The 25,202-nt window shown below is 36.5% G+C and carries 19 protein-coding genes; 7 read left to right on the top strand and 12 right to left on the bottom strand.

What is annotated here, in order from left to right:
* Both cyoB and cyoA read right to left on the bottom strand, forming a co-directional pair.
* Positions 1-2,088 carry a cytochrome o ubiquinol oxidase subunit I gene (gene cyoB, locus BTN98_RS15350; protein WP_060999411.1) on the bottom strand — a complete coding sequence of 696 codons (2,088 nt, stop codon included), beginning with the start codon at positions 2,086-2,088 and terminating at the stop codon, positions 1-3.
* Entirely contained in the window at positions 2,078-2,965 is an 888-nt protein-coding gene (gene cyoA, locus BTN98_RS15345; protein ID WP_060999409.1) for a ubiquinol oxidase subunit II, read from the bottom strand. The genes cyoB and cyoA overlap by 11 nt, the downstream gene beginning before the upstream one ends.
* A gap of 512 nt (positions 2,966-3,477) precedes the next feature.
* Between cyoA and BTN98_RS15340 the strand changes: the two genes are divergently transcribed.
* From BTN98_RS15340 to BTN98_RS15325, 4 genes are all read left to right on the top strand, one after another.
* Positions 3,478-4,443 (top strand): LacI family DNA-binding transcriptional regulator, encoded by a 966-nt coding sequence (locus tag BTN98_RS15340; protein WP_060999407.1) that lies wholly within the window; start codon positions 3,478-3,480, stop codon positions 4,441-4,443.
* Between the two features lie 93 nt (positions 4,444-4,536).
* Positions 4,537-6,270 (top strand): glycoside hydrolase family 13 protein, encoded by a 1,734-nt coding sequence (locus BTN98_RS15335; RefSeq protein WP_060999405.1) that lies wholly within the window; start codon positions 4,537-4,539, stop codon positions 6,268-6,270.
* A gap of 59 nt (positions 6,271-6,329) precedes the next feature.
* On the top strand, positions 6,330-7,952 hold the full coding sequence (locus BTN98_RS15330) for a PTS transporter subunit IIBC (protein ID WP_060999403.1): 1,623 nt from the start codon (positions 6,330-6,332) through the stop codon (positions 7,950-7,952).
* Between the two features lie 90 nt (positions 7,953-8,042).
* Positions 8,043-8,855: an endonuclease/exonuclease/phosphatase family protein gene (locus BTN98_RS15325; RefSeq protein WP_060999401.1), complete on the top strand. Its 813-nt coding sequence runs from the start codon at positions 8,043-8,045 to the stop codon at positions 8,853-8,855.
* A 71-nt stretch (positions 8,856-8,926) separates the two neighbouring features.
* Here the strand turns inward: BTN98_RS15325 and BTN98_RS15320 are convergent, their stop codons facing one another.
* Positions 8,927-9,439, bottom strand: coding sequence for a DUF3157 family protein (locus BTN98_RS15320; protein WP_268875311.1), 513 nt, complete (start codon positions 9,437-9,439; stop codon positions 8,927-8,929).
* Between the two features lie 178 nt (positions 9,440-9,617).
* Positions 9,618-11,600: an FUSC family membrane protein gene (locus BTN98_RS15315; RefSeq protein ID WP_060999444.1), complete on the bottom strand. Its 1,983-nt coding sequence runs from the start codon at positions 11,598-11,600 to the stop codon at positions 9,618-9,620.
* A gap of 601 nt (positions 11,601-12,201) precedes the next feature.
* Here BTN98_RS15315 and BTN98_RS15310 point away from each other — a divergent pair.
* Positions 12,202-16,752 (top strand): GEVED domain-containing protein, encoded by a 4,551-nt coding sequence (locus BTN98_RS15310; RefSeq protein WP_060999399.1) that lies wholly within the window; start codon positions 12,202-12,204, stop codon positions 16,750-16,752.
* A 60-nt stretch (positions 16,753-16,812) separates the two neighbouring features.
* On the opposite strand, the gene BTN98_RS15305 is transcribed toward BTN98_RS15310, so the two are convergent.
* The 3 genes from BTN98_RS15305 to BTN98_RS15295 form a co-directional block, all read right to left on the bottom strand.
* Entirely contained in the window at positions 16,813-17,532 is a 720-nt protein-coding gene (locus BTN98_RS15305) for a sulfite exporter TauE/SafE family protein (protein WP_060999443.1), read from the bottom strand.
* A gap of 314 nt (positions 17,533-17,846) precedes the next feature.
* Positions 17,847-18,329: a hypothetical protein gene (locus tag BTN98_RS15300; RefSeq protein WP_060999397.1), complete on the bottom strand. Its 483-nt coding sequence runs from the start codon at positions 18,327-18,329 to the stop codon at positions 17,847-17,849.
* Between the two features lie 352 nt (positions 18,330-18,681).
* Positions 18,682-19,344 (bottom strand): hypothetical protein, encoded by a 663-nt coding sequence (locus BTN98_RS15295; protein WP_105030032.1) that lies wholly within the window; start codon positions 19,342-19,344, stop codon positions 18,682-18,684.
* 184 nt (positions 19,345-19,528) lie between these two features.
* Between BTN98_RS15295 and BTN98_RS15290 the strand changes: the two genes are divergently transcribed.
* Complete coding sequence (locus BTN98_RS15290; RefSeq protein ID WP_060999394.1) at positions 19,529-19,849, top strand: hypothetical protein; 321 nt, start codon at positions 19,529-19,531, stop codon at positions 19,847-19,849.
* Positions 19,850-19,936: 87 nt separating this feature from the next.
* Here BTN98_RS15290 and BTN98_RS15285 read toward each other — a convergent pair whose 3' ends face one another.
* From BTN98_RS15285 to BTN98_RS15265, 5 genes are all read right to left on the bottom strand, one after another.
* Complete coding sequence (locus BTN98_RS15285; RefSeq protein ID WP_060999392.1) at positions 19,937-20,395, bottom strand: NfeD family protein; 459 nt, start codon at positions 20,393-20,395, stop codon at positions 19,937-19,939.
* Between the two features lie 14 nt (positions 20,396-20,409).
* Positions 20,410-21,366 carry an SPFH domain-containing protein gene (locus tag BTN98_RS15280; protein WP_060999390.1) on the bottom strand — a complete coding sequence of 319 codons (957 nt, stop codon included), beginning with the start codon at positions 21,364-21,366 and terminating at the stop codon, positions 20,410-20,412.
* A gap of 640 nt (positions 21,367-22,006) precedes the next feature.
* On the bottom strand, positions 22,007-22,303 hold the full coding sequence (locus BTN98_RS15275) for a hypothetical protein (protein WP_105030031.1): 297 nt from the start codon (positions 22,301-22,303) through the stop codon (positions 22,007-22,009).
* A gap of 79 nt (positions 22,304-22,382) precedes the next feature.
* Entirely contained in the window at positions 22,383-22,994 is a 612-nt protein-coding gene (locus BTN98_RS15270; RefSeq protein ID WP_105030030.1) for a winged helix-turn-helix domain-containing protein, read from the bottom strand.
* Positions 22,995-23,383: 389 nt separating this feature from the next.
* Positions 23,384-23,836 (bottom strand): DUF3069 domain-containing protein, encoded by a 453-nt coding sequence (locus BTN98_RS15265; RefSeq protein WP_060999387.1) that lies wholly within the window; start codon positions 23,834-23,836, stop codon positions 23,384-23,386.
* Positions 23,837-24,050: 214 nt separating this feature from the next.
* Here BTN98_RS15265 and BTN98_RS15260 point away from each other — a divergent pair, with 214 nt between their 5' ends.
* Positions 24,051-25,025: a GGDEF domain-containing response regulator gene (locus BTN98_RS15260; RefSeq protein ID WP_060999386.1), complete on the top strand. Its 975-nt coding sequence runs from the start codon at positions 24,051-24,053 to the stop codon at positions 25,023-25,025.
* Positions 25,026-25,202: the final 177 nt, after the last annotated feature.

Here is a 25,202-nt window from a genome sequence, read left to right as displayed (position 1 = left end):
TTATGCTATTGAATCTGCTGGATTTAGACCTGATGGATTGAAATCATCATCATCTTCACCATCTTCGTTTTCAAATGTCTTCTCACCGCGAACTTTGGCTAAATGCTTACGTTCAATAGCTTCAATTTCAGCAACTTCAACATAGTAATCTTTAGTGCGTTGGAAGCTATAAATGATCCAAGACGCAATCATACCCACGGTGCCGACAATCACCATCCACCAGATATGCCAGATAAAAGCAAAACCAAACATCAATGAGAACAGACTGATAACCACACCCGCCCAAGTATTTTTTGGCATATGGATGCGCTTATAACGCTCAGGCTCTTGGTAGGCTAAACCATGCTCTTTCGCGTAATGGTGTTCATCACGATCATGAATTTTTGGTAATAAAGCAAAGTTATAGAACGGAGGCGGGGACGATGTAGCCCATTCCAATGTACGGCCATTCCATGGGTCACCAGTGAGATCTACATTCTTCTTACGATCACGAATACTGACGTAGATTTGGTAGAATTGAACAGCGATACCTGCCGCAACAATACACACACCAAATGCTGCCACCCATAAGTAAGGTGCCCACTCTGGGTTATCTGCAACATTAAGGCGACGGGTCATGCCGTTAAAGCCAAGCACATATACTGGCATAAAGGCAACGAAGAAACCGACGGTCCAAAGTGCACATGAAATCTTACCTAGACGTTCATCAAGGGTGAATCCAGTTGCTTTAGGGAACCAGTAAGTTAAACCAGCAAAGTAGCCAAATAACGCACCACCAATAATTACGTTATGGAAGTGGGCAATAACGAATAGGCTGTTATGTAGTACAAAGTTGGCCGCAGGTATTGCTAGCATTACCCCTGTCATACCACCAATGGTAAAGGTGATCAAAAACGCAATCGTCCACCACATACTGGCACTGAATTCGACTCGGCCTTTATACATGGTAAATAACCAGTTGAAGATTTTAACCCCAGTTGGAATTGAGATAATCATGGTTGCAATACCAAAGAAGGCGTTAACACTTGCTCCTGCGCCCATGGTAAAGAAGTGATGCAGCCAAACGATAAACGACAACACCATAATTACCATTGTTGCCCACACTAATGATGTGTAACCAAACAAGCGTTTACGAGAGAAAGTTGCGGTTATTTCAGAAAAAATACCAAAAGCGGGTAATACTAAAATATAAACTTCAGGGTGACCCCATGCCCAAATCAGGTTGACGTACATCATTTGGTTACCACCCATATCAGTGGTAAAGAAATGGGTACCGACGTAACGATCGAGGGTGAGTAAGGTTAGGGTGACAGTTAAAATAGGGAAAGCAAGGACGATCAGTGCGTTGGCACATAGTGATGTCCATGTAAATACTGGCATTTGCATCATCTTCATGCCAGGTGCACGCATACGAAGGATGGTAACAACAAAGTTAATACCAGTTAATAGCGTACCAATACCTGATATTTGCAGTGACCATAACCAATAATCAACTCCGACCCAAGGATTGGCATCCATTCCAGAAAGTGGCGGGTAAGCTAACCAACCTGTTGCGGCAAACTCACCAATAAACAGTGACATGTTAATCAGAATAACACCGACAACAAATAGCCAAAAACTCAGGGAGTTCAAAAATGGGAAGGCTACATCACGGGCACCAATCTGTAATGGCACAATAATATTCATTAACCCCACCACGAATGGCATTGCAACGAAGAAAATCATGATCACGCCGTGGGCTGTGAAGACTTGGTCGTAGTGTTCTGGTGGTAGATAACTGGCATCAATAGTTGAAGCTGCTTGTTGGGAGCGCATCAGTATTGCGTCAGAGAAACCACGTACAAGCATCACCATTGAGACAATGATGTACATAATACCTATTTTTTTATGATCGACAGAGGTAAACCATTCGCTCCATAGGTAGTGCCACTTTCTTTGATAAGTAATCAAGCCAAGTAGTGCTAATCCACCAATGACAACAGCCATCATAACGGGGAAAACAACTGGATCGGTAAAAGGAATGACATCCCAATTTAATTTGCCGAAAATTGGATCCGCTTCGGCGTATACATCTCCTTTATAAGCCATTTTGGACTCCTGCATGCTTTTCAATAATATCTTTAAATTTCAACGGTGCGACAGAGGCAAAATAGGTCACCGGATGCGGTGCCTTTATCTGCTCTTTAGCATTAGCTGTAAGTTGGTCATAAGTGTTGTTATTTAGAACTTGCTCAGAGGTTTTTACTTTCTGTATCCATTGGTCAAAATCGGCATCACTTACTGCATGAGCTTTAAAGCGCATGTTGGCAAAGCCATAACCACTGTAATTTGCTGAAATACCGCGGTAAGACCCTTCTTGTTGTGCCATGAGGTTTAAACGGTTTTCCATGCCGGCCATTGCGTAAACTTGACTACCGAGCTGAGGAATAAAAAAGGAATTCATGGCGGTATCTGATGTGACTAAGAATTTAACGGGACGGTTAACGGGAAGGGCTATTTCATTCACTGTTGCAATTTGTTGTTCTGGATAAATGAAAAGCCATTTCCAATTCATAGCAACGACTTGAATCGTTAATGGTTCTTTATTCGAAACGATCTCTTTTCTTGGATCGAGAGAATAAGAAGTTTGATAAGTGATCCATCCTAATGCTAATACGATCAAGCATGGTACGGTCCAGACAATGACTTCTATTTTAGTGGAATGCTCCCATTCTGGAGTGTATTCCGCTTCTTTATTGCTATGACGATATTTATAAGGAAAGTAAATCGACATAAATAAAACGGGCACAATAATAATTGCCATCAGTAGTACTGAAGTAATGATCAGTGATGACTGTGCTTCGCCAATGATGCCTTTAGAATCGAACAGCACCATATTACTGCTGGCAAAAAGAGCCACCATAAGCAATGTTACAAGTAAGGTAAGAAGAATTATTATCATCTTCTTACTGCGGATTATTTTCATTTTTTCCTCCATGAAACAGTTTACTTATACAAATCAATTGAGAACGTTAAATAACTGCTGATAGCACCGAATTTGCGTTAATGAATTGTAATCACTCTGGTTGCTAGTGTAACAAAAGATAACTGCATGATATATAATATTTAATTATTTTTTATGGTGAAAAAGTGGTTAGTTGTGCGATTTTTAGTTGGTTATCAGTTAATAAATTAATCTGTCTTTATCACCATAACGACTGATTTTCTCTATTTTTGATCAATTAACACTAGTAATAAAATGCTTATTTTAAAATACTGTACTAAAAATGTTAAAATTTATACATACGTTGTATTTTTGAAAAAAAGTTTCAATTTTGTTGTGTTTCTGAGGGTTTTTTGTTGGTAGTGGTAGGGTTAGAGCCCGCTATAGACTGTGGAGTGAAGGATAATAGGCGCTGTATGTCATTTAGTTACTGTGTTGGAGGCAGATATATTGGATACTGTGAATAATGATATTGATAGAGTAATACAGTTTTTATGACGCAAAAAATGACTATGGCTGATATTTCAAAGCAGCTTGGAATTTCAAAAATGACAGTGTCACGTTATTTTAATGGTGGCTATGTGTCAGAAGAAAATCGTATTAAAATTGATGCGATCGTAAAAGAAAATCACTATACCCCCAATAAATTTGCGCGATCAATTCGTAGCCAATCAAATATTATTGGTTTTATCGCACCAAGAATTGAATCTTATACCACCAGTTTAGTGATTAAAGGTGCACTAGCGGCAGCAAATGAATCGAATGCGCGTATGCTGTTTCATGCAACAGGGTTTAGCCATGAATCAGAACGTCAAGCGGTTAGCGAATTTAACGGTTTGAACGCATTGGGTACCATTGTTATTGCTTCAAAACACAGTGTCGTCGAACCTTTTTATCAAGGATTAGAAAATTTAATATTTATTGGTAAAGAGAGCCAGCAACGCTGCTGTTTATATTATCCAGAACACGCTGCAATTTCCGCATTAGTTACACAAACTCTGACTCAACTTCAGCAACAGCAGGCCCCTGTGGTTGCGATTGATTATATTTATGATCAGCGAATGTTATCAAGTCGAACCCAGTTAATTCAAACCACTATTGCAGCTACTGCGCCTCATTTGTCGTGTTATCTACAATCCATAACAGATTCCGAGCAAAAGCAAGCCTACCAAGATATTCAGTTACAACCTCAGCACGTGTATTTTTGCGCGACGGATAATATTGCCATTCGTTTATACCGGTTAGCAAAGCAACAACAATTGAAAATTGGTCATGATATTTGGGTGGTAGGTATTGGTGATTATGACTATAGCGACTTGTTAGTACCGAGTTTAACCAGTGTTAGTTTTAATTATTATCAGATGGGTTACCAAGCGGTTAAGAAGCTAATCAAACGTGATTTCAGCAGCTGTGAAGGTCAATTTGAGATAAAAATCAGAGAAAGCTCTCAGTTTATTTAAAAAGATTTTGCATGTTTTTAGCTTCGATCTTATCGTGTGTGTTATCGGTAACACACGCAAAGAATGCATTGTACATTCTCTAAGGTTAAAGGGATGAATCACTCCAATAATGTACCACCATCGCCATTAATATGGTGGAAGGCCGCCACGGCTTATCAAATTTATCCACGCAGTTTCTATGACAGTAATCAAGATGGAATTGGTGATATTGCAGGGATCATTGCCAAGCTTGATTATCTGGTTGAGTTAGGGATTGATTTAGTATGGATTTGTCCATTTTATCAATCACCTAACGATGATAATGGTTACGACATTAGTGACTATCAAGCGATTCATCCTGATTTTGGTAACCTTGTTGATGTTGATCGCTTGATCAGTGCTGCTCATGCGCGTGGCATTCGTATCATTATGGATTTAGTGATTAACCATACAAGCGATGAGCACCCGTGGTTTATTGAATCTCGTCAGAGCAAAACTAGCCCTAAACGTGATTGGTACATTTGGCGTGATGGTTGTGAAGCAACGGCTGAAAAACCAACACCAGAGCCTAATAACTGGGAAAGTATTTTCCATGGCAGTGCATGGCAATATGATGCTGATACGGCGCAATACTACTTACATCTTTTTTCTAAAAAACAACCGGATCTTAATTGGCAAAATCCTGAAGTTAAGCAAGCGCTGTTTTCGATGATCCATTGGTGGTTAGCGCGCGGTATTGATGGATTTCGTGTCGATGCGATCAGCCATATTCAAAAACAACCTGGTCTACCGTCATTACCTAACCCTAAGCGATTAGATCATGTGTCTTCTTTTGATTATCACATGAATGTTGATGGTATTGAGCAGCACCTTTATGAATTGCGTGATCAAGCTTTTGCACCATTTGATATTGTCACTGTGGGTGAAGCAAATGGTGTCGAGGCTCAAGATGCATTGACTTGGGTTGCTGAAGCTACTGCCACCGATAAAGGCGGTATTTTTAATATGATCTTCCAGTTTGAACACATGAAACTGTGGGCTGAAGAACAATCACGTGATCAGTTTGATTTAGTGGAATTTAAGCAAATTCTAACCCGTTGGCAAAATGCATTAGAAGGCAAAGGTTGGAATGCGTTATACCTAGAAAATCATGATCAAGCGCGCAGTATTAATACCTTTGCCAATGTTAACCATTGGTATGGTAGCGCAACAGCATTAGCCGCTTGTTATTTTCTAATGAAAGGCACGCCGTTTATTTATCAAGGCCAAGAGATTGGCATGGTAAATCATCAGTTTACATCACTAGCTGAGTTTAATGATGTATCAGCCAAAAACTTGATCATTAAATTACAGCAGCAAGGACAAACCGATGCGCAGATTTTGACTTTACTAAACCAAATCTCGCGTGATCACAGCCGCTTACCAATGCAATGGAATAATACGTCGTTTGCTGGCTTTTCAGAAGTCACGCCGTGGTTAGCAGTAAATCCTAATTACAGTGATATTAATGTTGAACAACAATTGCATGATCCGTCTTCCATTTTACAGTTTTATAAACAGCTAATCGCACTTCGAAAAAATAACCACAGTTTGATTGTCGGTCGCTATCAATTGTTGCTTGATAATGACACCAATATTTATGCCTATCAACGCAGCAGTTCAGATCACACCTGGACCATTATCACTAATTTAAGTGATAGAGAGGTAGTGGTTGATCTTGATAGCGACCAACTCGGGGAATTAGTACTCGATAACCAGACTCCGAACAATGAAGCCACGCGAACAGATTTCACAACCACACATATTGCGCCTGCTTATGCCGCTTACGTGTTTGTAAAAAAACATTAATTGTGTTTATGGCAGGTCATTGATGACGTAAACCTGCCGTCTCAGTCAAGGAAATAGTTATGAGTAAATTGCTATCGTTTGATTTTTGGCAACGATTTGGAAAGTCACTGATCGTTGTTATCGCCGTAATGCCAGCTGCCGGTATTATGATTTCATTGGGTAAAGTGGTTGCCATGTATGCGGGAGGAATCGGTGCACTCGAAACCCTTGGCCATATTATGGAAAATATTGGTTGGGGGGTGATTGTTAACCTTCATCTTCTATTTGCGGTGGCAATTGGTGGTTCATGGGCAAAAGAGCGTGCAGGTGGTGCATTTGCTGCGGTGATTGCATTTATACTGATCAACCGTACCACTGGGGTTATTTTTGGCGTGAATGGCGCGATGATGACCGATCCTCATGCGACAGTAATGAGCTTGTTTAGTACTGAACTGCCTGTTTCTCAATTTTTTACGACTATTCTTGGCGCGCCAGCACTGAACATGGGAGTATTTATTGGCATTATATCTGGTTACTTAGGTGCTAATTTATATAACCGTTATTATGATTTTTCTCGATTACCAGAAGCGTTAGCTTTCTTTAATGGTAAACGTTTTGTGCCGTTTATGGTGATTGTGTATTCAGTGATCATTGCGTTTGGTTTAGCTGTCGTATGGCCATTAGTACAAGGTGCGCTTAACGATTTCGGTCAATGGATTGCAAGTTCAAAAGACAGCGCACCGATTATTGCTCCGTTTGTTTACGGTACTTTAGAGCGTTTATTATTGCCTTTTGGCCTGCACCATACGTTAACTATTCCAATGAACTACACCGAGCTAGGTGGCGCATATCAGTTATTAACAGGGCCAAGTGCAGGTTCAAGCGTATACGGTCAAGATCCATTATGGCTCGCGTGGGTGAGTGATTTAAATAACCTTAAACTGACCGATCCTACTACTTATCAGCATTTATTAGATACTGTTCATCCAGCACGTTTTAAAGCAGGGCAAGTGATCATTGCTGCATCTTCTTTAATTGGTATTGGTCTAGCAATGTATCACTGTGTGGATAGTGATAAACGTCTGCAATATAAACCGATGTTCTTCTCTGCTTGTCTTGCGGTATTGCTAACAGGTGTGACAGAGCCGATTGAGTTTATGTTTATGTTTGTTGCGCCAGTACTTTATGTTGCTCATGCAGTGTTAACAGGCTTGGCCTTTGCACTGGTGGACTTGATTGATTTACGTGTACATGCATTTGGCCTTATTGAACTGATAACACGTGTTCCGATGATGATTTCTGCAGGGATTGGCGGTGATTTAATTAGCTTTGTGATGGTGTGTATTGCGTTCTTTGCGATTAACTATGCTTTATTCCGCTTATTAATTGTGAAATTTAATCTACCAACACCAGGGCGCGCAGGTAATTACATTGATGAAAAAGCAGAAGGGATGTCACAAGACGACAAACTGGAAATTATCATTCAAAATTTAGGTGGTCGTGACAATATTGCTGAGGTTGATGCTTGTATGACGCGTCTACGTATTACGGTAAAAGATCCTGCATTAGTGGCTAATTATACGCTATGGAAATCAACTGGAGCATTAGGACTGGTGATTAAAGATCAAGGGGTACAAGCGATTTATGGCCCAGGCGTTGATGTAATCAAATCAGGATTAGTGGATAAGTTTGCTATAGCATAATACTTGCCCAGAGACTGGATATTATCGATAAGCGCAGAAGATTATTGCTGCGCTTTTTTATCTCATATCGTATCGATAAGTGAATGATTTATGAAGTTATTGACCTTAAATACCCACAGTTGGCAAGAAGAAGATCAATATCAAAAGTTAGATATTGTTGCACAAGCTATTATTGAGCAAGGGTGTGATGTGATTGCCTTACAAGAGGTTAATCAGCATTCACTAAGTGACATTATTAGTGATCAAATATTAAGTAATCATCCTGTGCGAAAGGATAATTATGGCTATTTATTACAACAAAAATTGGCTCAATTAGGACATCATTACCAGTTAACGTGGGATTTTGTTCATCAAAGTTATGAGGTTTACCAAGAAGGATTAGCTTTTTTAACGCGGTTGCCGATTGTTGAGCGCCGTGTGATTGATTTGAACGATAACTATGATGAAAGTGACTGGAAACATCGCCGAGCTGTACGTATTACAGTCGCTTATCAGCACCAGCACATTGATTTTTATAATTGTCATTGCGGGTGGTGGAATGATCAAGAAAGTCCGTTTGAAGATCATTTAAACCGTATTACAGCAACGCTATCATCACGATTAAGCTGTTTATTAGGCGATTTTAATAATCCAAGCCATATTCGTGATCAAGGCTACGACTATGCGTTACATTGTAACCTGTATGATTGCTTTGTATTAGCTCAAAGTAAAGATAACGGTACCACGGTGGTGAAAAATATTGATGGCTGGCAACAAAATAACCAAGCTCTACGATTAGATTATATTTTTGCAAATCAGCCCGTTATCGTACCCCAACATCAAGTCATTTTTAATGGTGATTTTTATGATGTGGTATCAGATCATTTTGGTGTGATAGCTGAGGTGAGTATATGTACAGACTGAAGAGTAATTAATAGTGATATGATGGATAAAGAAGCTCAAATATATTTGATAATTTGAGCTTCTTTATGTTGTTATCTCATATCAACGTCTGTGATTTTAGCATCAATAAAATAATGTTCGGCTTTAGGAACAGTGAAAGTAATCGCTTTTCCTTCGCGTTGTGTTTTAGGTCGAAAATAAGTATCAGGCATGCGGTTAATTGAGCGCCATATTGTGAAATCGTCCTTTGCTATTGTTTGGCCGTTACTATCACTTAAGCGGACATTCAGAGTGACATTTACCACTGACTTTGAATTTTGGTTGGTTAGCATGGTGGGAATAGTCAGTGTTCCATTGGTGTACTGTGCCGTAGTTAATCGTACGTCTAAGCCGCTGTCACTGAGTTGTTGAATAGGCTTATCGTTGCCCAGTTTAACTTCAACACCTTTTGATTCTTTAATCACTGGGATTGCAGCGGTTGCGATAACTGGAATGGCGGTTGTTGCCTGGAGATTAGGCTCAGCGGCTGGATTTTGAGCTTGGGGTTTATATTGCCAAGTAAAGTTATCATGCAGAATAACTTGGCGACCATCATTGAGAGTGATGGTTTAATCTGCTGCCCATGTAGAAGTTGATGCGAGCAAAGCAATGGTTATGCCACATAGTTGTGTTTTTTTAAGCATTATCCTGTCCTTGAACTCTGATACTTTTTAGACCGCAATTCTAACAGCTTTATCACTGAATAATGCTTGCTGTGTTATTGCGGCCAATACAGGCCCAATATTATTGCTGTCGGTGATTTATAGCATTAAGAAATAACCTAATTTCTGTTGCTAATAATACGATTAACTGGTCATTATCTAAGCGATAAATTTCATTTTCTATATAAGTAAATGATTGATAAATCACTTGTTCTTGTTTAGATATATGTTCAAATAAATCAGTATGATGTGGTGATTGCTGTAACTTTTGCTGTAATAAAGTTAGTGACGTAATTGCATTTTCTAGATTTGAACTAACATCAGGATTAAGCGGCAAAGTCTGCTTATTTTCATTCAGCTGAGTTAAGATCCGTAAAATAATATTAGAACTACGGCTACACAATAGAATATGACTGCTTGTGTGTGATTTACGGTGCGGTTCTCCAAGATAACCCATCCAGTGATCAAATAAGTTGGTATCATTAACAACGCAGTCTTGGAAGTGGCTTTGAACGATACTCAGTTGTGACTCTTGTTTATTTACTAAATATACTTGTAAACTTTTTAAGTAATCGATATAGCCGTTAATCGTTGCATTAAGTTGAGTTGGAAATGATTTCTTTTGCCAACCAGGGGTTAAAATAAATACAAACACGAGTGGAATAATAACCCCTAATACGGTGTTATCAAGTCGTGGTAGCATGATGTTATCGCCCTGACCATTAAGGGAGAAACCAGCGAAAACAAATAAGGTTACAAAAAAGACCGCAAATCCATAATGACGGGCTGATGTATGAAAAAATAATACCGCCGCAATACAAAACATAAACGGTAAAATACTGGTTGCTACTTGAAAGTGCAATAATCCACCGACCACAATTAAACCACAGATTGTGCCTGTTAGACGTTGTAGTAAGCGAGTCCAAGTCATTGATAAATTAGGACGAAGAATAAGTAAACTTGTCATTAATGTCCAAAAGCCAAAATCAAGATGCAATAAACGTACTATGATAAGGCCCGTGGTAAGACTTAATGCTCCACGCAATGCATGACGAAAATAGCTCGATTTTAATGTCATTTGGCTGGTTAACTTAGAGGCTATTTCACGCCATTTCCAGGTTAACAAAATCGGTTTAGTGATAGTCGGGTTAGTTAATGTATTTGACTGATTTTTTAATTCACATAAAGACAGATAAATAATATCCAGTTTGTTTATAAACGCCTGTGCTGCGATGATTTCTTGCTGTGCCTCTTTGGGGGATTGATAACGACGTAATGCATCAAAATCAATGATCGGTAATGCTAGATGGTGGACGTTATTGACACTCACTTGTGCGAGATATTGGCTGATTTTTTGGTTAGCATGGTGGATATGTTCTAACCATTGCGGGCAATGTTGTTTTAAAAGCGGTGTCGAAGTGAAATACATCAGTCGTGTTTGTTCATTGATACGTTCCGCAATTTTTAGAAAGCGGTAAATATCTTGTAATTTTGCACTGTCTTCACCACAACTAAATTGCTGGTGGATTCGATATTCAAGTGTATGTGAAAGAGCAGCGATTTGTGATCGTAATTGCGCAGATTGAATAAATAATTGATTTTTATCTGTTGCAAAAATAAAGCCTTGATCATGAATCATCAACTTTTTGGAAAGCGCCTGATATAAATCAGATAAAATATCTTTAGATTCTTGGTTTGGAAGGAAAATAATAGCTAAAGTTTGCCATAAAATATACCAAACAGCGCCACCTGTCAGCCATAAAGGTATTAACCATATTTGACGTCCATCAAGGTGTAATAGCATTGCATAGATCGCTAATAGAATAGCGGCAAAACCAATGGCACCTAAGCGTGGTGTTAATACCGCTAGCATAAAAAGTGCAAAACTAACGACAGCTAATGATCCAATAAATAATAATGAGTGCGGAAAAACAATTTCAATGCCTAAACTGATCAAGAAAAACAGTGGTAGGGCAATTGTAAAATCTAAAATACGGTATTTGGTAACACTTGAAGTATCGGCAAAGCCGCAACTGATACTACCTAGCGAGAATGCAATCCCCATCGTGACGTGACCCATAAGAAATAAAGGTATAGAGCAGCTGATAAAGCTAAGTGCTGCGATATTTGTTCTTAAATTTAAAAAGGTTCGTAAAAATGGGTAACGAAGTAAAATATTTGATTGAATCATTGTCGGCACGGTAGTTAATAAGAAATGCGCATAGTTCTAATTTATCTCTTGTTGAAATATTTATCCAGTGTGATGACAGTTTTAAGAAGTAAATTGTCTAAAAACAGGGCTTTTGTTTGAGAACCTTATGTATTATATGAGGATGTAATGTTTATTTAGCCTATAGTTTACTCATGAACAGTAAAAATATCTCATCGAGTTGCTACTCTTGGTTAACCTTGTAACGCTATATTCTTTTAATATCATTAACATAAGGGTTGCCGTATGTGAAAAATAATAAGTAAGGATCTAGAGTTATTGGAAAATAAAAATCATCAACAAGGATAAATTGTATTTTGTAAATATAAATGGAATCTGATGAGTGAGCTCTGATTTTTTTAAAATCAATTGATTATGAGATTCTTATTTTTGATGCTTAGTTGGTTTAATATATGCATGTCTGTTTGGTCTTTATACAAAAGTCAGATGATGAGATATGATATATAAAAAAGATAACAATTATCAACAAATAACATTTAACATTATCACTTTATTAATGTTTTTTTGTAGCGTGTTTTTTTCGACAGTGATTCATGCAGCTCACTGGCGTGGAGGGGGTATAACATGGTCGCCTGTTGCTTTAGATGCTGATGGTATCAAAAATGATGTGATTATTTCATTAAAAACTGCCTGCCATGTTAATCGATCTGACTGTAATGGTAACCGTGTAACCGTCTCTGGTGGTTCAAAAACCTATCTTGGCGTAATTACTAACCAAATAATCAATGGTGAATATAAATTAGAAGTATCAGAAACTCAGATTAAGAATGTTGATGTAAATACGACGTACTTTGCTAATTATGGTAGTTGTTGCCGAATTAATTTGAAGAATAACTCTGGTGGTTCTTGGAATATACAATCTACAATTCTTGTACAAGGTGGTAATAGAGCCCCACTTATTGATTTTCCTATCTTATTTCAAGTTCCTCAAAAAGACACTGATGGTTCGGTTTTAACGAATTATACAATTAAAATTCCTGCCTTAGATCCTGATGGCGATAATATTAAATTCCGTGTTGGTAATACAAGTGAAATGGGCGGTGGCGGAAATCCACCTGGGTTAACTATTGATGAGAGTACAGGTGTTTTAACATGGAATAACTCTGGAACATTGGCTCCTGGTCTATATAGTGCAGGTATAGTTGTAGAAGATGTTGATAATAATGGTGTTATTAAGTCTAAAACACATTTTGATGTGCTATTTAAACTTGTTGATAAGCCTGTCGTTAATTATATTGCTTTCACTGATAGTGAAGTGATTGTTAAAAAAGGAGACAGTTATACTTTTAATGTCACCGGAACCAATATTGATGTTATGAGTTTAGGTGATATCTCTGGTGCTTTGGTTGAAACTGGTGTTGATGAGTTTACCTTTACTCCAGGACCCGTTGGTACTGGGTTAGATCCGGGCATTTACCCAATGACATTTCAAGTTGTTGATACTACAAATAATTTTGTTCATGGCTACTTTACTATCACCTATATTGTTCCCGATCCTAATGCTCCTGAAATTTTAAATATTAATGGCGATAAATCCCTTTATATTATGGGGCTTGTTGCTTCTTTGGATGTTAATGGAGATGCAGTATCAACAGACATTGATAGCGTTACCCTCAATGGCGGTCAGCTTAAAATTAATGTGGCCTATAAAGATGCTGCAAATGAAATTACCTTTATTGAATCTGTTGGTGATGGTGCTGGTGAAATTCGCGTTGATGCGCAAAATAAAGTTTATTATGAAGGGGTATTATTTGGTGAAATTGACATTATTAATAATGGTGTTGGAATGCCATTGCAGATTAACTTTATTGATGATGAAGCGACAACAACCACTGCTGCTGGTTTAATGAAAGCAATTCGCTATCAGAATAATAGTAGCATTGTTGGTAATAGAGATATCAGTATATATATTGAGGATGATACAGGGTTAAGTAATATTTATGCAATGTCGACAGATGTGTTACAAGGTGATATGGGTGATGCTTTATTAGCCGGTAACGATGCTTTTCATGGAGAAGCTGATAGCGACGGTAATTATATTATGGATCTTCGTTTAGGTACGTTGTGGGATCCTAATATAAATGAACAAGATAAACTGGCGTTAGCTGATGATAATGACAATTTGGCTGATGATGATGGTGTGACATTTTCTTCACCCTTTATCGATATTCATAATGATCTTGAGCTAACTATTGAAATTCAGGAAGAAGTTGATAATGGACGTCAACTTCATGCTTGGGTTGATTTTAATCAAAATGGTGTTTGGGAAGTTAGTGAAAAAGTAATTAACGATAATAGTGCAATTGTGGGTAGTAAACTTTATTCAATTACTATACCTAATAATACGTTATTAGGTTATAGCTTTTTACGGGTTCGCCTTTGTAGTCTTAATACAAGTTGTGATACGCCAAACGGTATTTCTTATGACGGTGAAGTCGAAGATTATCGATTATATTTCTCTGATTTAATTGCTAACACAAGCTGTGATGTCATTCTTAGAACTGATTCGGTAGGTGGCAGTAACGCTGCTTTATCGCAATTAGATCCAGCCTCCAATCCGATGGCATTCACAACCTTGTCGTCAGCAATTACTATAGCTGGTCATCCTACTGTTACTGATATTAATAGCTTTGGTTTCAATCGTATACTTGGGTTATTTTATGGTGTCTTTTATAGTGGTGACGATGCTTACTTATTTAATACTGACCGTATGGGTAATTCATTTATAGGTTTAGATTCAATAACGGCGAATGGCGCACAATCAATAACACATGCTACTCATGGTGTGATTACGTTTTCTGATGGTGATACTTTGGCATCAACGGTTGGAGGTAATGCTATTGGTAGTGTAACGATGGGAGATATATCAACGGATGGATTATATCTTTACGCATCTTCACCGAGCTTAAAAGGGCTGATAAAGATAGCATTAGCATCCGGTAAATTTGAGGTTATTCCGTTAACTCAATATATACATGATGGTGATATTGCCGTTAATACAGAAACAGATATGATTTATGCGACTAAGGTGACCACAGGTAAGCTGTCATCTATTACAGCGCAAGGTAGTGTTACTGAACAGAACATTATTTATACTGGTGGATTATTTCCACAAGATAATAGCGGAGAAGCCATATCCGGCGGCTTGATTGCAGATAAAAGTTATAATATTTATGCTTTTGTTAATAATGGTGATCATGATACCAACCAAGATGGCAGTTATGATTTAATTAATAAGTCAGCTATTTATAAAATAAATGTCTTAACAAGAAAAATGACCTTCTTTGCAGAAGGGCAAGATATTAATATTGTTGATCAAGATATCGCAGGTTGTTACTTCTCTCGTGATTATGGTGATGCTGTTACCTCTTATGGTATTGCTGGTCATGGTTACCACGATAGCGCAAGTAACGGCAATCAAGATCTGGCTTTAGGTAGTTTATGGGACAGTGAATTAAGCACTAAAGAAAGCAGTGCGGCTAATTCTGATCCTGAAGATGATGGTGTTAATGTTCCTGCGTCAATTACCGTAGGTATTCCTGCTCAGGTTGCAGTGACAGTGCCAGCAAGCACGGGGTTCTTAAATGTATTTGTAGATCTTAATGGTGACGGTGACTTTAATGATACCGATGAACATATTGAAAATGATAAAGCGATTAGTCAGCAGACAACCAACCTTGAGATAACCATTGATCCCGCACAAACAGATTCTTATAACGGCGATAGCATTATGCGTTTTCGTCTCTGTAGTACAGCTGGTGCGTGTAATAGTGCTGCGAGTGTAGCTGCTGATGGTGAGGTTGAAGATTACCAATTTAGGTTGATTAATCAAATTGTACTAAATGGTAATGTATTTGAAGACAATGGCTTAGGAATGGCAACGGCAGCGCATGATGGAATTATAAATGGTAATGAACCCGGTATTGCAGGCTTTACGGTAAGGGCGTTGTTTAATGGCTTAGTTGCTGCTGCAGGCTATAATTCTGGTGATGTGGTTGCAACGGATATTAGCGGTGGTAGTGGGCAATATAGTTTGATTATTCCTGTTATTCTCGCTGGTAAAAGTCTTAAGCTTGATGTCGTTGCTCAAGCAAATTGGATTGATATTAGTGAAAATAATGGTAATCATGCACAAGTTACAGCTGGGGCAGTAACAGATAGCCAAATGGTTGTGATTGCGTCCGCTGGTGATAATCTTAAAAATATCAACTTTGGTAAAGTACAACAACCAGTTATGAATCCTGATAACTACTCCGAAGTAGAGCCTGGGAAAATGATTACTTTTCATCATAACTTTACAGCAAACACTAGTGGTAGTGTGACATTTTCTATTATCGATAAAGTAGTTACTCCTGCAAATAGCAATTGGAGTACGGTGTTAAAACATAATATCGATTGTGATGATCAACTTAATAATGATCAGACTATTTTAAATAGTATTAATGTTGATGCAGATACCAATAAAGAAGTGTGTTTAGTTGTCCAAGTCTTTATTCCCGCAGAAGTCTCCCTAGATAGTCTATTTAATTATAATATTCAAGCGGAAATGGTATTTGATGATACGACCTCAACAGCGCATGGTGTGACGAAAACTGTGGTTGATTCAGATACTGCACGTGCAGTTTATTCTGGTGCAGGAGCGCTGAAATTAGAGAAGAAAGTCGTCAATATAACTGCATCAAATGGTAATGACATTAGTAATACGGCTAAACCGGGTGAAGTCATAGAATACACTGTTATTTTTACCAATACTGGCAGTGGGGACATTAAAGAAGTGGTGATCTTAGATACTGTACCTGAACACACATCGCTTAATAGCGCGATTAATTGTACTGCTGGCACAATACCTGCTGGACTAACATGTAACTTCGTACCTGTCGCACCATTGAATGCAATTGGTTATCGAGGTGGCGTGAAGTGGATCTTAGCCGGAACATTAAGACCTGGTGAAAGTGGTAGTATTGTATATCGCGTCAATATTGATTAAGCGGCGTGTAGTTAACAGTAGGAATAATCGTCACTCCTACTGTTATTTCATGAGACGGTATCACCCGATACTTTTATAGACAGCTAGTGCACCACAAATAAAGCATAATGCTAATGCACCGTAGCGAATGGTTTCTTTTGGTAGTGATTGTGTCGTTTTAAGTGCTAACCAATAACCTGCCCATGCAGCGGGTAATAACGGCAGTGTCAGCCATAATTTTTCAAGATTTAAAAAACCAACAGGTATCAATGTTGTTAAGGAAATAATAGAGCTAAAGACAAAGAATGCTGATAAATTAGCACGTAACTGGTTAGCTTCTTGATGTTGTAGCAAAATAGCCATCGGTGGCCCACCAATCGCTGAACTTGTGCCAAATAATCCAGAGAAAAATCCCGCAAAAACCATTCTTGTTGGTGTCGGTTCAATTCTAAAAGGCATGATGCTAATAAAAACAGCTAATAATACTAATAAACCAACCCATAAAGATAATGTCTGGGCTGATACAAAAACGAGTAGCGCAGCACCTGCCATCGAACCTGGAATACGACCAAGAATAGCCATTTTTAATCCTCCGAGTTCGATAGATGAGCGATATTTTCGGCTATTAAGTAGTGATATAAATAGAGCGACAAGACAAATAGGGGCAGGAACATATTGTGGTGCAATAATAATAAGAATAGGTGCAGATATAATCGCCAGTCCAAACCCGATAGCCGTTTGTACAAACGACCCTAGAAAGATCATAGCAATGGCAAGTAACGTCGTTGAGTCGATGATCATAGTAGTATGCTTATCAAAGGAGTAATTAAGTGATCGCAAAGTAATATCATTGGCGATGAATGTAAATGATAAATTAAATGATCCGGTATAGTTACCCACAGTGAGTGCACCTGTCGCATTATCAATATCTGCAGTACCGCCATCTGTTGTAACAACAATGACATCTGTGGTTCGATCGGAGAATATAGATTCCAAAATATAATGAGCTGGTTTGTGAAATAGATAGGGGAGCAAGACAAACGATTTATAATAATGAAACAATAAAAAAAGCAATAATACTCTTTTTATTGTTATCATTATTGTGATTTTTGAAGTTATTTTTCTACTGTTTTTTCAATGAAATGAATATAGATTATTAATATCATGTTGATACTAAACAGATGTAATAAATATTGTGCATCTTTAGTATTTGATAATGTTTCGCTAAAAAGCATAATGGCAGTGACGATAAATGATGAGACAGCTGATCTTATTAACCATGGACGATGTGTATTTGTAATGAATTCTTTATTTATTAACGAAATAAATATGAATAAAAACGGTAGACATTGTAAAACTATAATTATAGGAAATAATATGTCGAAAAAAGGGCTAAAAAACAAATGCCCTATTTGGCTATGATCCCAGCTATCAACAATACGATCATGCCAACCATTCCATGTTAAACCATAATAAGCAGTTTCAGGGTGAATTATACCTAAAAAAATGCCGACTATTTTATCAAGAAAGCCATTTTTCAACCAATATGCAGCTAAAAATAACTGTACAGGAATTATATATAAAGAAAGCTTTTTCACTCATCGTTACCCTAAGAATAATATAGCTGAATGATAATAAAATATTTTCTGAATTCTTAATATAAATGCAATTTTAAATGGAATCAATATCACAAAGTTGACAAATATAGAATGATGTATTTATTTTGTGAATATAGTGAGGCTAATTATTGCGTTTTAATATTTAATTTTTGAATATAGAATGTGTTAATTGTAGTAATTTAAACTAATGAGTCGAGAATATGTCTTGATTACTCATGAGTGAGACATATTCTCTATCTTGGAAGTAAATTATTTAGACAGTTTATCTAAAAAAATAATCCCTGTTTTAAACCATTAACGGTTAAGGTGTTATAAAAGCTATCGATATCTGCTAAATATTGCTTATTGCCTGTTTTTCTTCTTCATTTTTAGTCATATTTAAAAAAATTAGGCATACGGTTCCTGTTCTAGAATGGATCACTTGCTCTAATAATTGACCACCGGCTTGTGATGATAGTTTAATGCCAAGATCTAATGTGTTATTTGTCATTGCGCGACTGAAAACAGATAATAATTCATTATCAATATCTTCTTTTTGTGAAAATAGGTCAGCGAGAAATTTGACATGTTTACTGGCAAGTGCCGTTATCATGTTCTCAAGATTTTCAGGTATAGGGGATGACTGCCAACGAAGCATATCATTAGATGTTACTGTCGTTATTTGACCGCAGGTATTTGCTTGTTCTATTGCATTGTCGTGATTTGAAATATAAAACATATTAAAGCAATGTTGTATTACCCACTCAAAATTAACTTCAGGAGTGGTAATGTTGTATTGAGAAAGAATATTGGCAGTAGTGTTTTTGGCCTCACCATGAAGTGATTGCACCATTAAATACAACGTAAAAAAGATTTTACCTTGATAAATAGCCTCATGCATTCGATCGTCAATGGACGCTGAACGTGCTGTTAGTTCCGTAAATGTCGCAATTTCCCTAACAACGGCTTGAATATGTAGTTCAATACTGACTGTATCACTTAATCTTGTACTCATTAGCGTATTCCTTTTTCGCTGGTACACTTTAATTGTGGTACAGATTTATCCTTTCTGCATAGTATGAGGATCATTCTGTGAATAATGTTCATTTTTTTTGAAGGGGGATTTAACCTGCTTAAACTGTAATGTCTGAAAATTAAGGAATATAATAAGTAAAAATTATAACTAGATATAAGACATCATGAATATTACTTATAGCGAAAATAGACATTTACGAAAGTTTTTTCACTTACAACAACAATATCAGGAAATTATTTATAAAGATGTAAGAGAGCGGTTACCACATTTAATTCTTACGCAGTCTGCAAAAATAAAGACAGCAAGGCAATTGCGTAACCATGGATTAAGAATTTATGAATATAAAATTGTAGCAGCCAAAGATGCTGTATTTCGATTAGCATATACGTATTTTAATGATACGATTAATGTTATTTATATTAGCCAAACAATTATAAAACATCAGTTTTGTCAATTATTAGAAAAAACAGAACTTGTTGATTAATAGATATTATATTGAAGAAGTTTTAAAAAAAGCCGCTAAATAATATTAACGGCTTATTTATAGATGAAATATTTTATATATGCTATTTTAACTTATTGTGTTATCAACAGGTTCAACCCATAAGATACCGACTTCTTTTCTGACTACTTTTACAATGACACCTTTATCGATGGCTGACGTTGATTTAATGTTCCATTGAATGCCTGAGTAATTAAAGTGATACAGCGTTGATGGTAATAAGTCTTTTTCTAATTCAAATTGGATAGTAGCAAAATCACTATTTATATCAGTTTTAGCTGATTTATTTTGCAATTTTTTCATTGGTTTCCAAAGTATAATGGTCAACAATAACGTTATAATCGCTAAGGTTGAAAGTGTACTTAACCAATTTGCATCAATGATACCAATGTAAATTAAACTACTCGTAAGTAGCATAGCAACGCCGAAAAATAACAATACTAAGGTACTGCAACCAAGTATTAGCACTTCGATAATAAGAGCTAATAGCCCTAAAGTGACTAATGTTTGCGGAATATTGCTAAACATATAACACCTTAGCTCTAGGATTTACCTGTTTGAGCTTTGTTAATTGAGTTAATAATTGATAAACCTTGAGCAACCATTGAGCTTGCATTCGTTGCATCATCTGCAAGAAGAACAACCGATGACTCTTTAGCAATGGCTTTTTTTGCTTCAATAGCTTTGGTTGCCAACTCAAGTTGAATCGCTTTTTGGCCTTGTTCTGTATCAGCAGCTTCACCGATTTTTCGTAACGCTTGTGCTTGAGCTTCTGCAACAGCCAAAATAGCAGCCGCTTCACCTTCGGCTCTTAAAATTTGCTCTTGTTTATCAGCTTCAGCAGAAAGTACCTGTGCTTGTTTTTTACCTTCTGCGACATTGATTGCTGATTGACGATCACCTTCAGATTCAAGAATCTGTGCTCTTTTTTCTCGCTCGGCTTTCATCTGTGCTTCCATTGCTTCCATCACAGAACTTGGCGGTACGATATCTTTAATTTCGTATCGTAATACTTGTACACCCCAAGGTTCAGATGCGGTATTAATTGCAGCAACAATATTAGCATTTAAAAGATCACGCTCTTCAAATGTTTTGTCGAGTTCCATTTTACCTAACTCACTACGCATAGTTGTTTGTGCTAGTTGAGTTACTGCAAAGCGGTAATCATCAACACCATACGTTGCTTTATAAGGTTCTAGAACACGAAAATAGAGAACGCCATCAACCACAAGGCTAATATTATCTTTGGTAATTGCAGATTGTGATGGAACATCAACCGCTGTTTCTTTGAGGCTTCTTTTTGCACTAATACTATCAATGAATGGTATTAGAAAGTTTAACCCCGCTTCCTTTGTTGAACGGTATTTACCAAAGCGCTCAATGAGCCATGCTTCGTTTTGTGGTACAAAAATAATGCTTAATTTAAGTGTGACAACAATAAATATCAGTAAATACAGTTGTGGACTTGTAAGCAAGTTAGTTATGAGATCAAGCGGCATCTATACATTCCTTATGTTGATTAACCATTGAGTTTACTAACATATTAATAAGGGTATTTATTACTTATTAATGTATTTTATATAAAATATCCTTATAGGATATTATCATATTTAGTTATTATATTCATAACATATTGTTAGTATTATGGCATATCGATACGTAATTATTATTAATAATGTGGCTATATATGTTAATACAAAGTGTTTGAGGTATAGGTAGTTGTTATTTATCTATCTAGAAGGGGAGTAAGATAGGTATTGTTGGCAATAGATATAGAAGGCGGTAACGGCACTATTTTATTACAGATAGACAGAGCTAAGATTGTGTATCAGTTGATATTTAACATGATAAGCTACTTATAATGTTTTGTTGGTAATACGGTTAATGGATTGTTTTTACTACTATGTAGCCAATACAGGCCAGACTTTTCACCTAAAATGAGTTGTAATTTCTTCTGAGCGGCAATTATATAGTCATAGCGTATAGCATTATTTTTATATGAACTAGACGCATTATCATCATCTGAAAAAAGAATGGCTTTGTTTTCATTTAAATTAGCATTTTCTTGATAGGTCCAGTGAAAAACTTCAGGTGTTATTTTTAAGGTAGCAATAAATTGAGCATCCTTTTTAATTATTGTTAACGATTCTGCTGATAGTGATAAGGCTGATAGCGTCCCGTCTTTCTATCGGCGATAAAACTAACTTTTGAATAATCGAAAACATTACTTTTATCTGTTGGTGAGATATATAAATTTGATACTTTATATGTTACACCATAATCACCAATGTATGAGCGGTAGACAACTGATAATGGTTCGTGGATAGCATCAGAAGCGATACTAATATCTTCATGAAATAGTTTTTTATTATCAACAATCAGATGAGTGAATTGAGTCCATTCATCGGGCGCAATTTTATAACTAAAATCAGTCATCGGTATACATTGATTAGTTTCTGGCTTTACTTTACACCAAGCAATAGAATAAAAGTCATCAGATTTATAAAAAAAGATTTTATGATCTGTTGTTGTTATTTTTCCATGCTTGTTTACTTGCTGTGAAAAAAATAGCTTGAATTTTATTTCTTAAATCAACTTGTTGTTCTAAATTTTTGGTGATGAACGTGATATTATTAGAGCCGATTTTTTCATTTTCAGTTAAAAAGTGTGTTGGTTCTGTTTGAGCTGGTGACATATACCATGCACCACTACCTAATAATGCCACTGCTAAAATAGTGACAGAAGCAACGGTCTTTTTATTAATTTTACTAATAATAGAATGTGTTTTTTGTTCGCTTAGATCAACTTCTTCTCGCGTAAATTCACGAATTTGATAGCCGACACGAGGTAATGTTTCAATAACATCGCCTTTATTTTGCTCATTGAGTTTTACACGTAACGCACGAATAACCTGAAACAGTGAGGCTTCAGTAACAATACGATCAGGCCAGCCGATCTTGAGTAACTCATCTTTAGTGACGGGAGTACTATGGTTCTCGATAAGGTAGCTAAGAATATATTGTTCTGACAAATTTAACTTGAGCGTAGATTCAGATGTTTTTAGTACGCCTTGGCTTGCAATGAAGCATACTTTTGTTCTAAATTTTATTTGCTCAATATTTGTCATTTATAAACCTCACATATTAATTTTTAGTTTGTCAATTCTATCATGAAAGAGTTATAAAATGACTTATAGGTGTTAAAGCTATATCTAATTGTTGAGATAATATTAATAATTACCATAAAATACAATATGCCAAATTAATATTCATATAGTAATAATAAACAATTAGCTAATAAGTATATTATTAATCAGCAATAACAATAATAAAATATGCTATTTAAACACTTTTCATGTGGTGAGTATGATTTTTTATCAAAGAATCATGTAAATTGACGTGATTTTTACATTTGTTCGATTTAATTATGACCAACAGAGGAGGAGAATGCTTGTTAAAATAAAAGAAAGAGCATTAATGCCCTTTCTTTAAATATTATTTATAGCTGTAATCGTAATTATTTTTGAAAAATTTCAGTAAACTCGCGTTTCATTGGCGGGTTGCGACGAGCTTTCTTTAATTGCTTACACATATCTTTAACACAGTTAACCAGTACTTTATCAAGCATTGATGCTTTGTATTCAGCTTGTTCTTCAGCACTCATATCTTCTGGGAATTTGGTATCTTGCATTTCACCAAGGAAGTCTACACCAGAGTAACTTTGGCTTAGTGCAACAAGAGAGTGAAATTGCTCAAAATTATCCAAAACATTTTGTGCGCTGGCTGGTAATGTATTCCATGCTTCACGTGAAGTAGGCTCTGATACCTTATAAACGTTCACAAGCATATCAATCAACTCTGCTGGCACTTCTTCAAATTTGACTACTTGGCGAAGTTCTGGAGAACAGTCATCTAGTGTGAATACTGTCTCTTCGATGATTTGCTCTTCGTTGTTATTAATTTCAGACATAGTTTTTCCTAACGCATTGTGTTTTGAGAGGAGGAATCCTATATTCCTACTGATAAATGTCAATATATGATTATCAAAGTGATAATAAAATTTATTTTAGTAAATAGTCATGGTGTAATCACGCTGTTAAGGGATTTTTTTATATCCATAATATATGGCACGAACAATGCAATGTGTTTTATATTGTATGCTTGCTATCGTATAAGGATCTCATATGGGAGTGATGCGGATTTTAATTGCTGATGATGTCGCTAGTGAGCGGTTATATTTAACGGCATGTTTAACTAATCTTGGTCATATTGTTAAGTCAGTATCATCAGGAGCAGAACTATTGAGATATTACTCAGAGTTTAATCCCGACTTGTTACTTATTGATATTGAAATGCCTGAACAAAATGGTATTGAATTAGTTCACACAATTCGACATCAATATCAAGAGTGGGTACCTGTGATATTTTTAAGCGGTCTTGATGATCCTCATATTATCGCAAAAGCTATTGATGTTGGCGGCGATGATTATTTGGTAAAGCCGGTTAATGCGATTATTTTAGCCGCAAAAATTCAAGCAATGAGTCGAATTGCTGTTGTGAGGCAACGGTTAGAACATACGACGATACAGTTACAGAAAATAAATAAGTTATTGTTAGAACAAGCAAATGAAGATCCACTGACGAAGCTTGCTAATCGACGTTATCTTGATCAAAAGTTAAAAGAGTTTATTGCCTTACATGGACGCAACAATTTACCGCTAACAATTATCCTACTAGATGTCGATTTCTTTAAATTATTCAATGATTTCCAAGGGCATATTGAAGGAGATAATTGTCTTAAACTATTGTCTACAAGTTTGAACAAAATATTTAATCGCGCGGGGGAGGTTTGTGGTCGCTATGGTGGTGAAGAGTTTATTGTATTAATTTGTAATTGTGATGAAAAACAGGCAATTAAAGAGTGCCAACGTCTTAAAGATGAGATCTTTAAGCTTGCCATTCCACATGAGAATTCGTTAATTAGCAATCAGTTGACAGTGAGCCAAGGTGCAATTTCATGGGTGCCAACAGGACTTGAATTGGTTGAGAATTTATATCAAGCGGTTGATGCTTTATTATACCAAGCTAAAGATAATGGTCGTGATCAATTTGTAACAGCAGAATATCCATATTCCTTAATCAGCCATAATGAAAACTAATATTCACTTGTCTTTGGTCAAGATTATTGCATTTGATGAGCTAACTGCTTGCTGCGAAAGCTAAATGTGCTAGTCTTCTAAGAGTATTTTGACAGTGTATTGTAGTAATGTCTTTGTGAGTGATGAATATTAATACTGTATTTTTACTTTAAAGCTATTTGGTAATAATGAATAGGA

This window comes from Photobacterium aquimaris (assembly GCF_002954455.1).
GTDB classification, from domain to species: Bacteria; Pseudomonadota; Gammaproteobacteria; order Enterobacterales; family Vibrionaceae; genus Photobacterium; species Photobacterium aquimaris.
The sequence above is the reverse complement of the archived record's forward strand: the minus strand, read 5'-3'. Positions and strand labels throughout refer to the sequence as shown.

What these genes read in the sequence shown, in the direction of transcription:
- cyoB (WP_060999411.1), bottom strand. Translation starts at nt 2,088, where the DNA reads ATGGCTTATAAAGGAGATGTATACGCCGAAGCGGATCCAATTTTCGGC.
- cyoA (WP_060999409.1), bottom strand. Translation starts at nt 2,965, where the DNA reads ATGAAAATAATCCGCAGTAAGAAGATGATAATAATTCTTCTTACCTTA.
- BTN98_RS15340 (WP_060999407.1), top strand. Translation starts at nt 3,478, where the DNA reads ATGACGCAAAAAATGACTATGGCTGATATTTCAAAGCAGCTTGGAATT.
- BTN98_RS15335 (WP_060999405.1), top strand. Translation starts at nt 4,537, where the DNA reads ATGAATCACTCCAATAATGTACCACCATCGCCATTAATATGGTGGAAG.
- BTN98_RS15330 (WP_060999403.1), top strand. Translation starts at nt 6,330, where the DNA reads ATGAGTAAATTGCTATCGTTTGATTTTTGGCAACGATTTGGAAAGTCA.
- BTN98_RS15325 (WP_060999401.1), top strand. Translation starts at nt 8,043, where the DNA reads ATGAAGTTATTGACCTTAAATACCCACAGTTGGCAAGAAGAAGATCAA.
- BTN98_RS15315 (WP_060999444.1), bottom strand. Translation starts at nt 11,600, where the DNA reads ATGGGGATTGCATTCTCGCTAGGTAGTATCAGTTGCGGCTTTGCCGAT.
- BTN98_RS15310 (WP_060999399.1), top strand. Translation starts at nt 12,202, where the DNA reads ATGATATATAAAAAAGATAACAATTATCAACAAATAACATTTAACATT.
- BTN98_RS15305 (WP_060999443.1), bottom strand. Translation starts at nt 17,532, where the DNA reads ATGATCATCGACTCAACGACGTTACTTGCCATTGCTATGATCTTTCTA.
- BTN98_RS15295 (WP_105030032.1), bottom strand. Translation starts at nt 19,344, where the DNA reads ATGAGTACAAGATTAAGTGATACAGTCAGTATTGAACTACATATTCAA.
- BTN98_RS15290 (WP_060999394.1), top strand. Translation starts at nt 19,529, where the DNA reads ATGAATATTACTTATAGCGAAAATAGACATTTACGAAAGTTTTTTCAC.
- BTN98_RS15285 (WP_060999392.1), bottom strand. Translation starts at nt 20,395, where the DNA reads ATGTTTAGCAATATTCCGCAAACATTAGTCACTTTAGGGCTATTAGCT.
- BTN98_RS15280 (WP_060999390.1), bottom strand. Translation starts at nt 21,366, where the DNA reads ATGCCGCTTGATCTCATAACTAACTTGCTTACAAGTCCACAACTGTAT.
- BTN98_RS15275 (WP_105030031.1), bottom strand. Translation starts at nt 22,303, where the DNA reads ATGACTGATTTTAGTTATAAAATTGCGCCCGATGAATGGACTCAATTC.
- BTN98_RS15270 (WP_105030030.1), bottom strand. Translation starts at nt 22,994, where the DNA reads ATGACAAATATTGAGCAAATAAAATTTAGAACAAAAGTATGCTTCATT.
- BTN98_RS15265 (WP_060999387.1), bottom strand. Translation starts at nt 23,836, where the DNA reads ATGTCTGAAATTAATAACAACGAAGAGCAAATCATCGAAGAGACAGTA.
- BTN98_RS15260 (WP_060999386.1), top strand. Translation starts at nt 24,051, where the DNA reads ATGGGAGTGATGCGGATTTTAATTGCTGATGATGTCGCTAGTGAGCGG.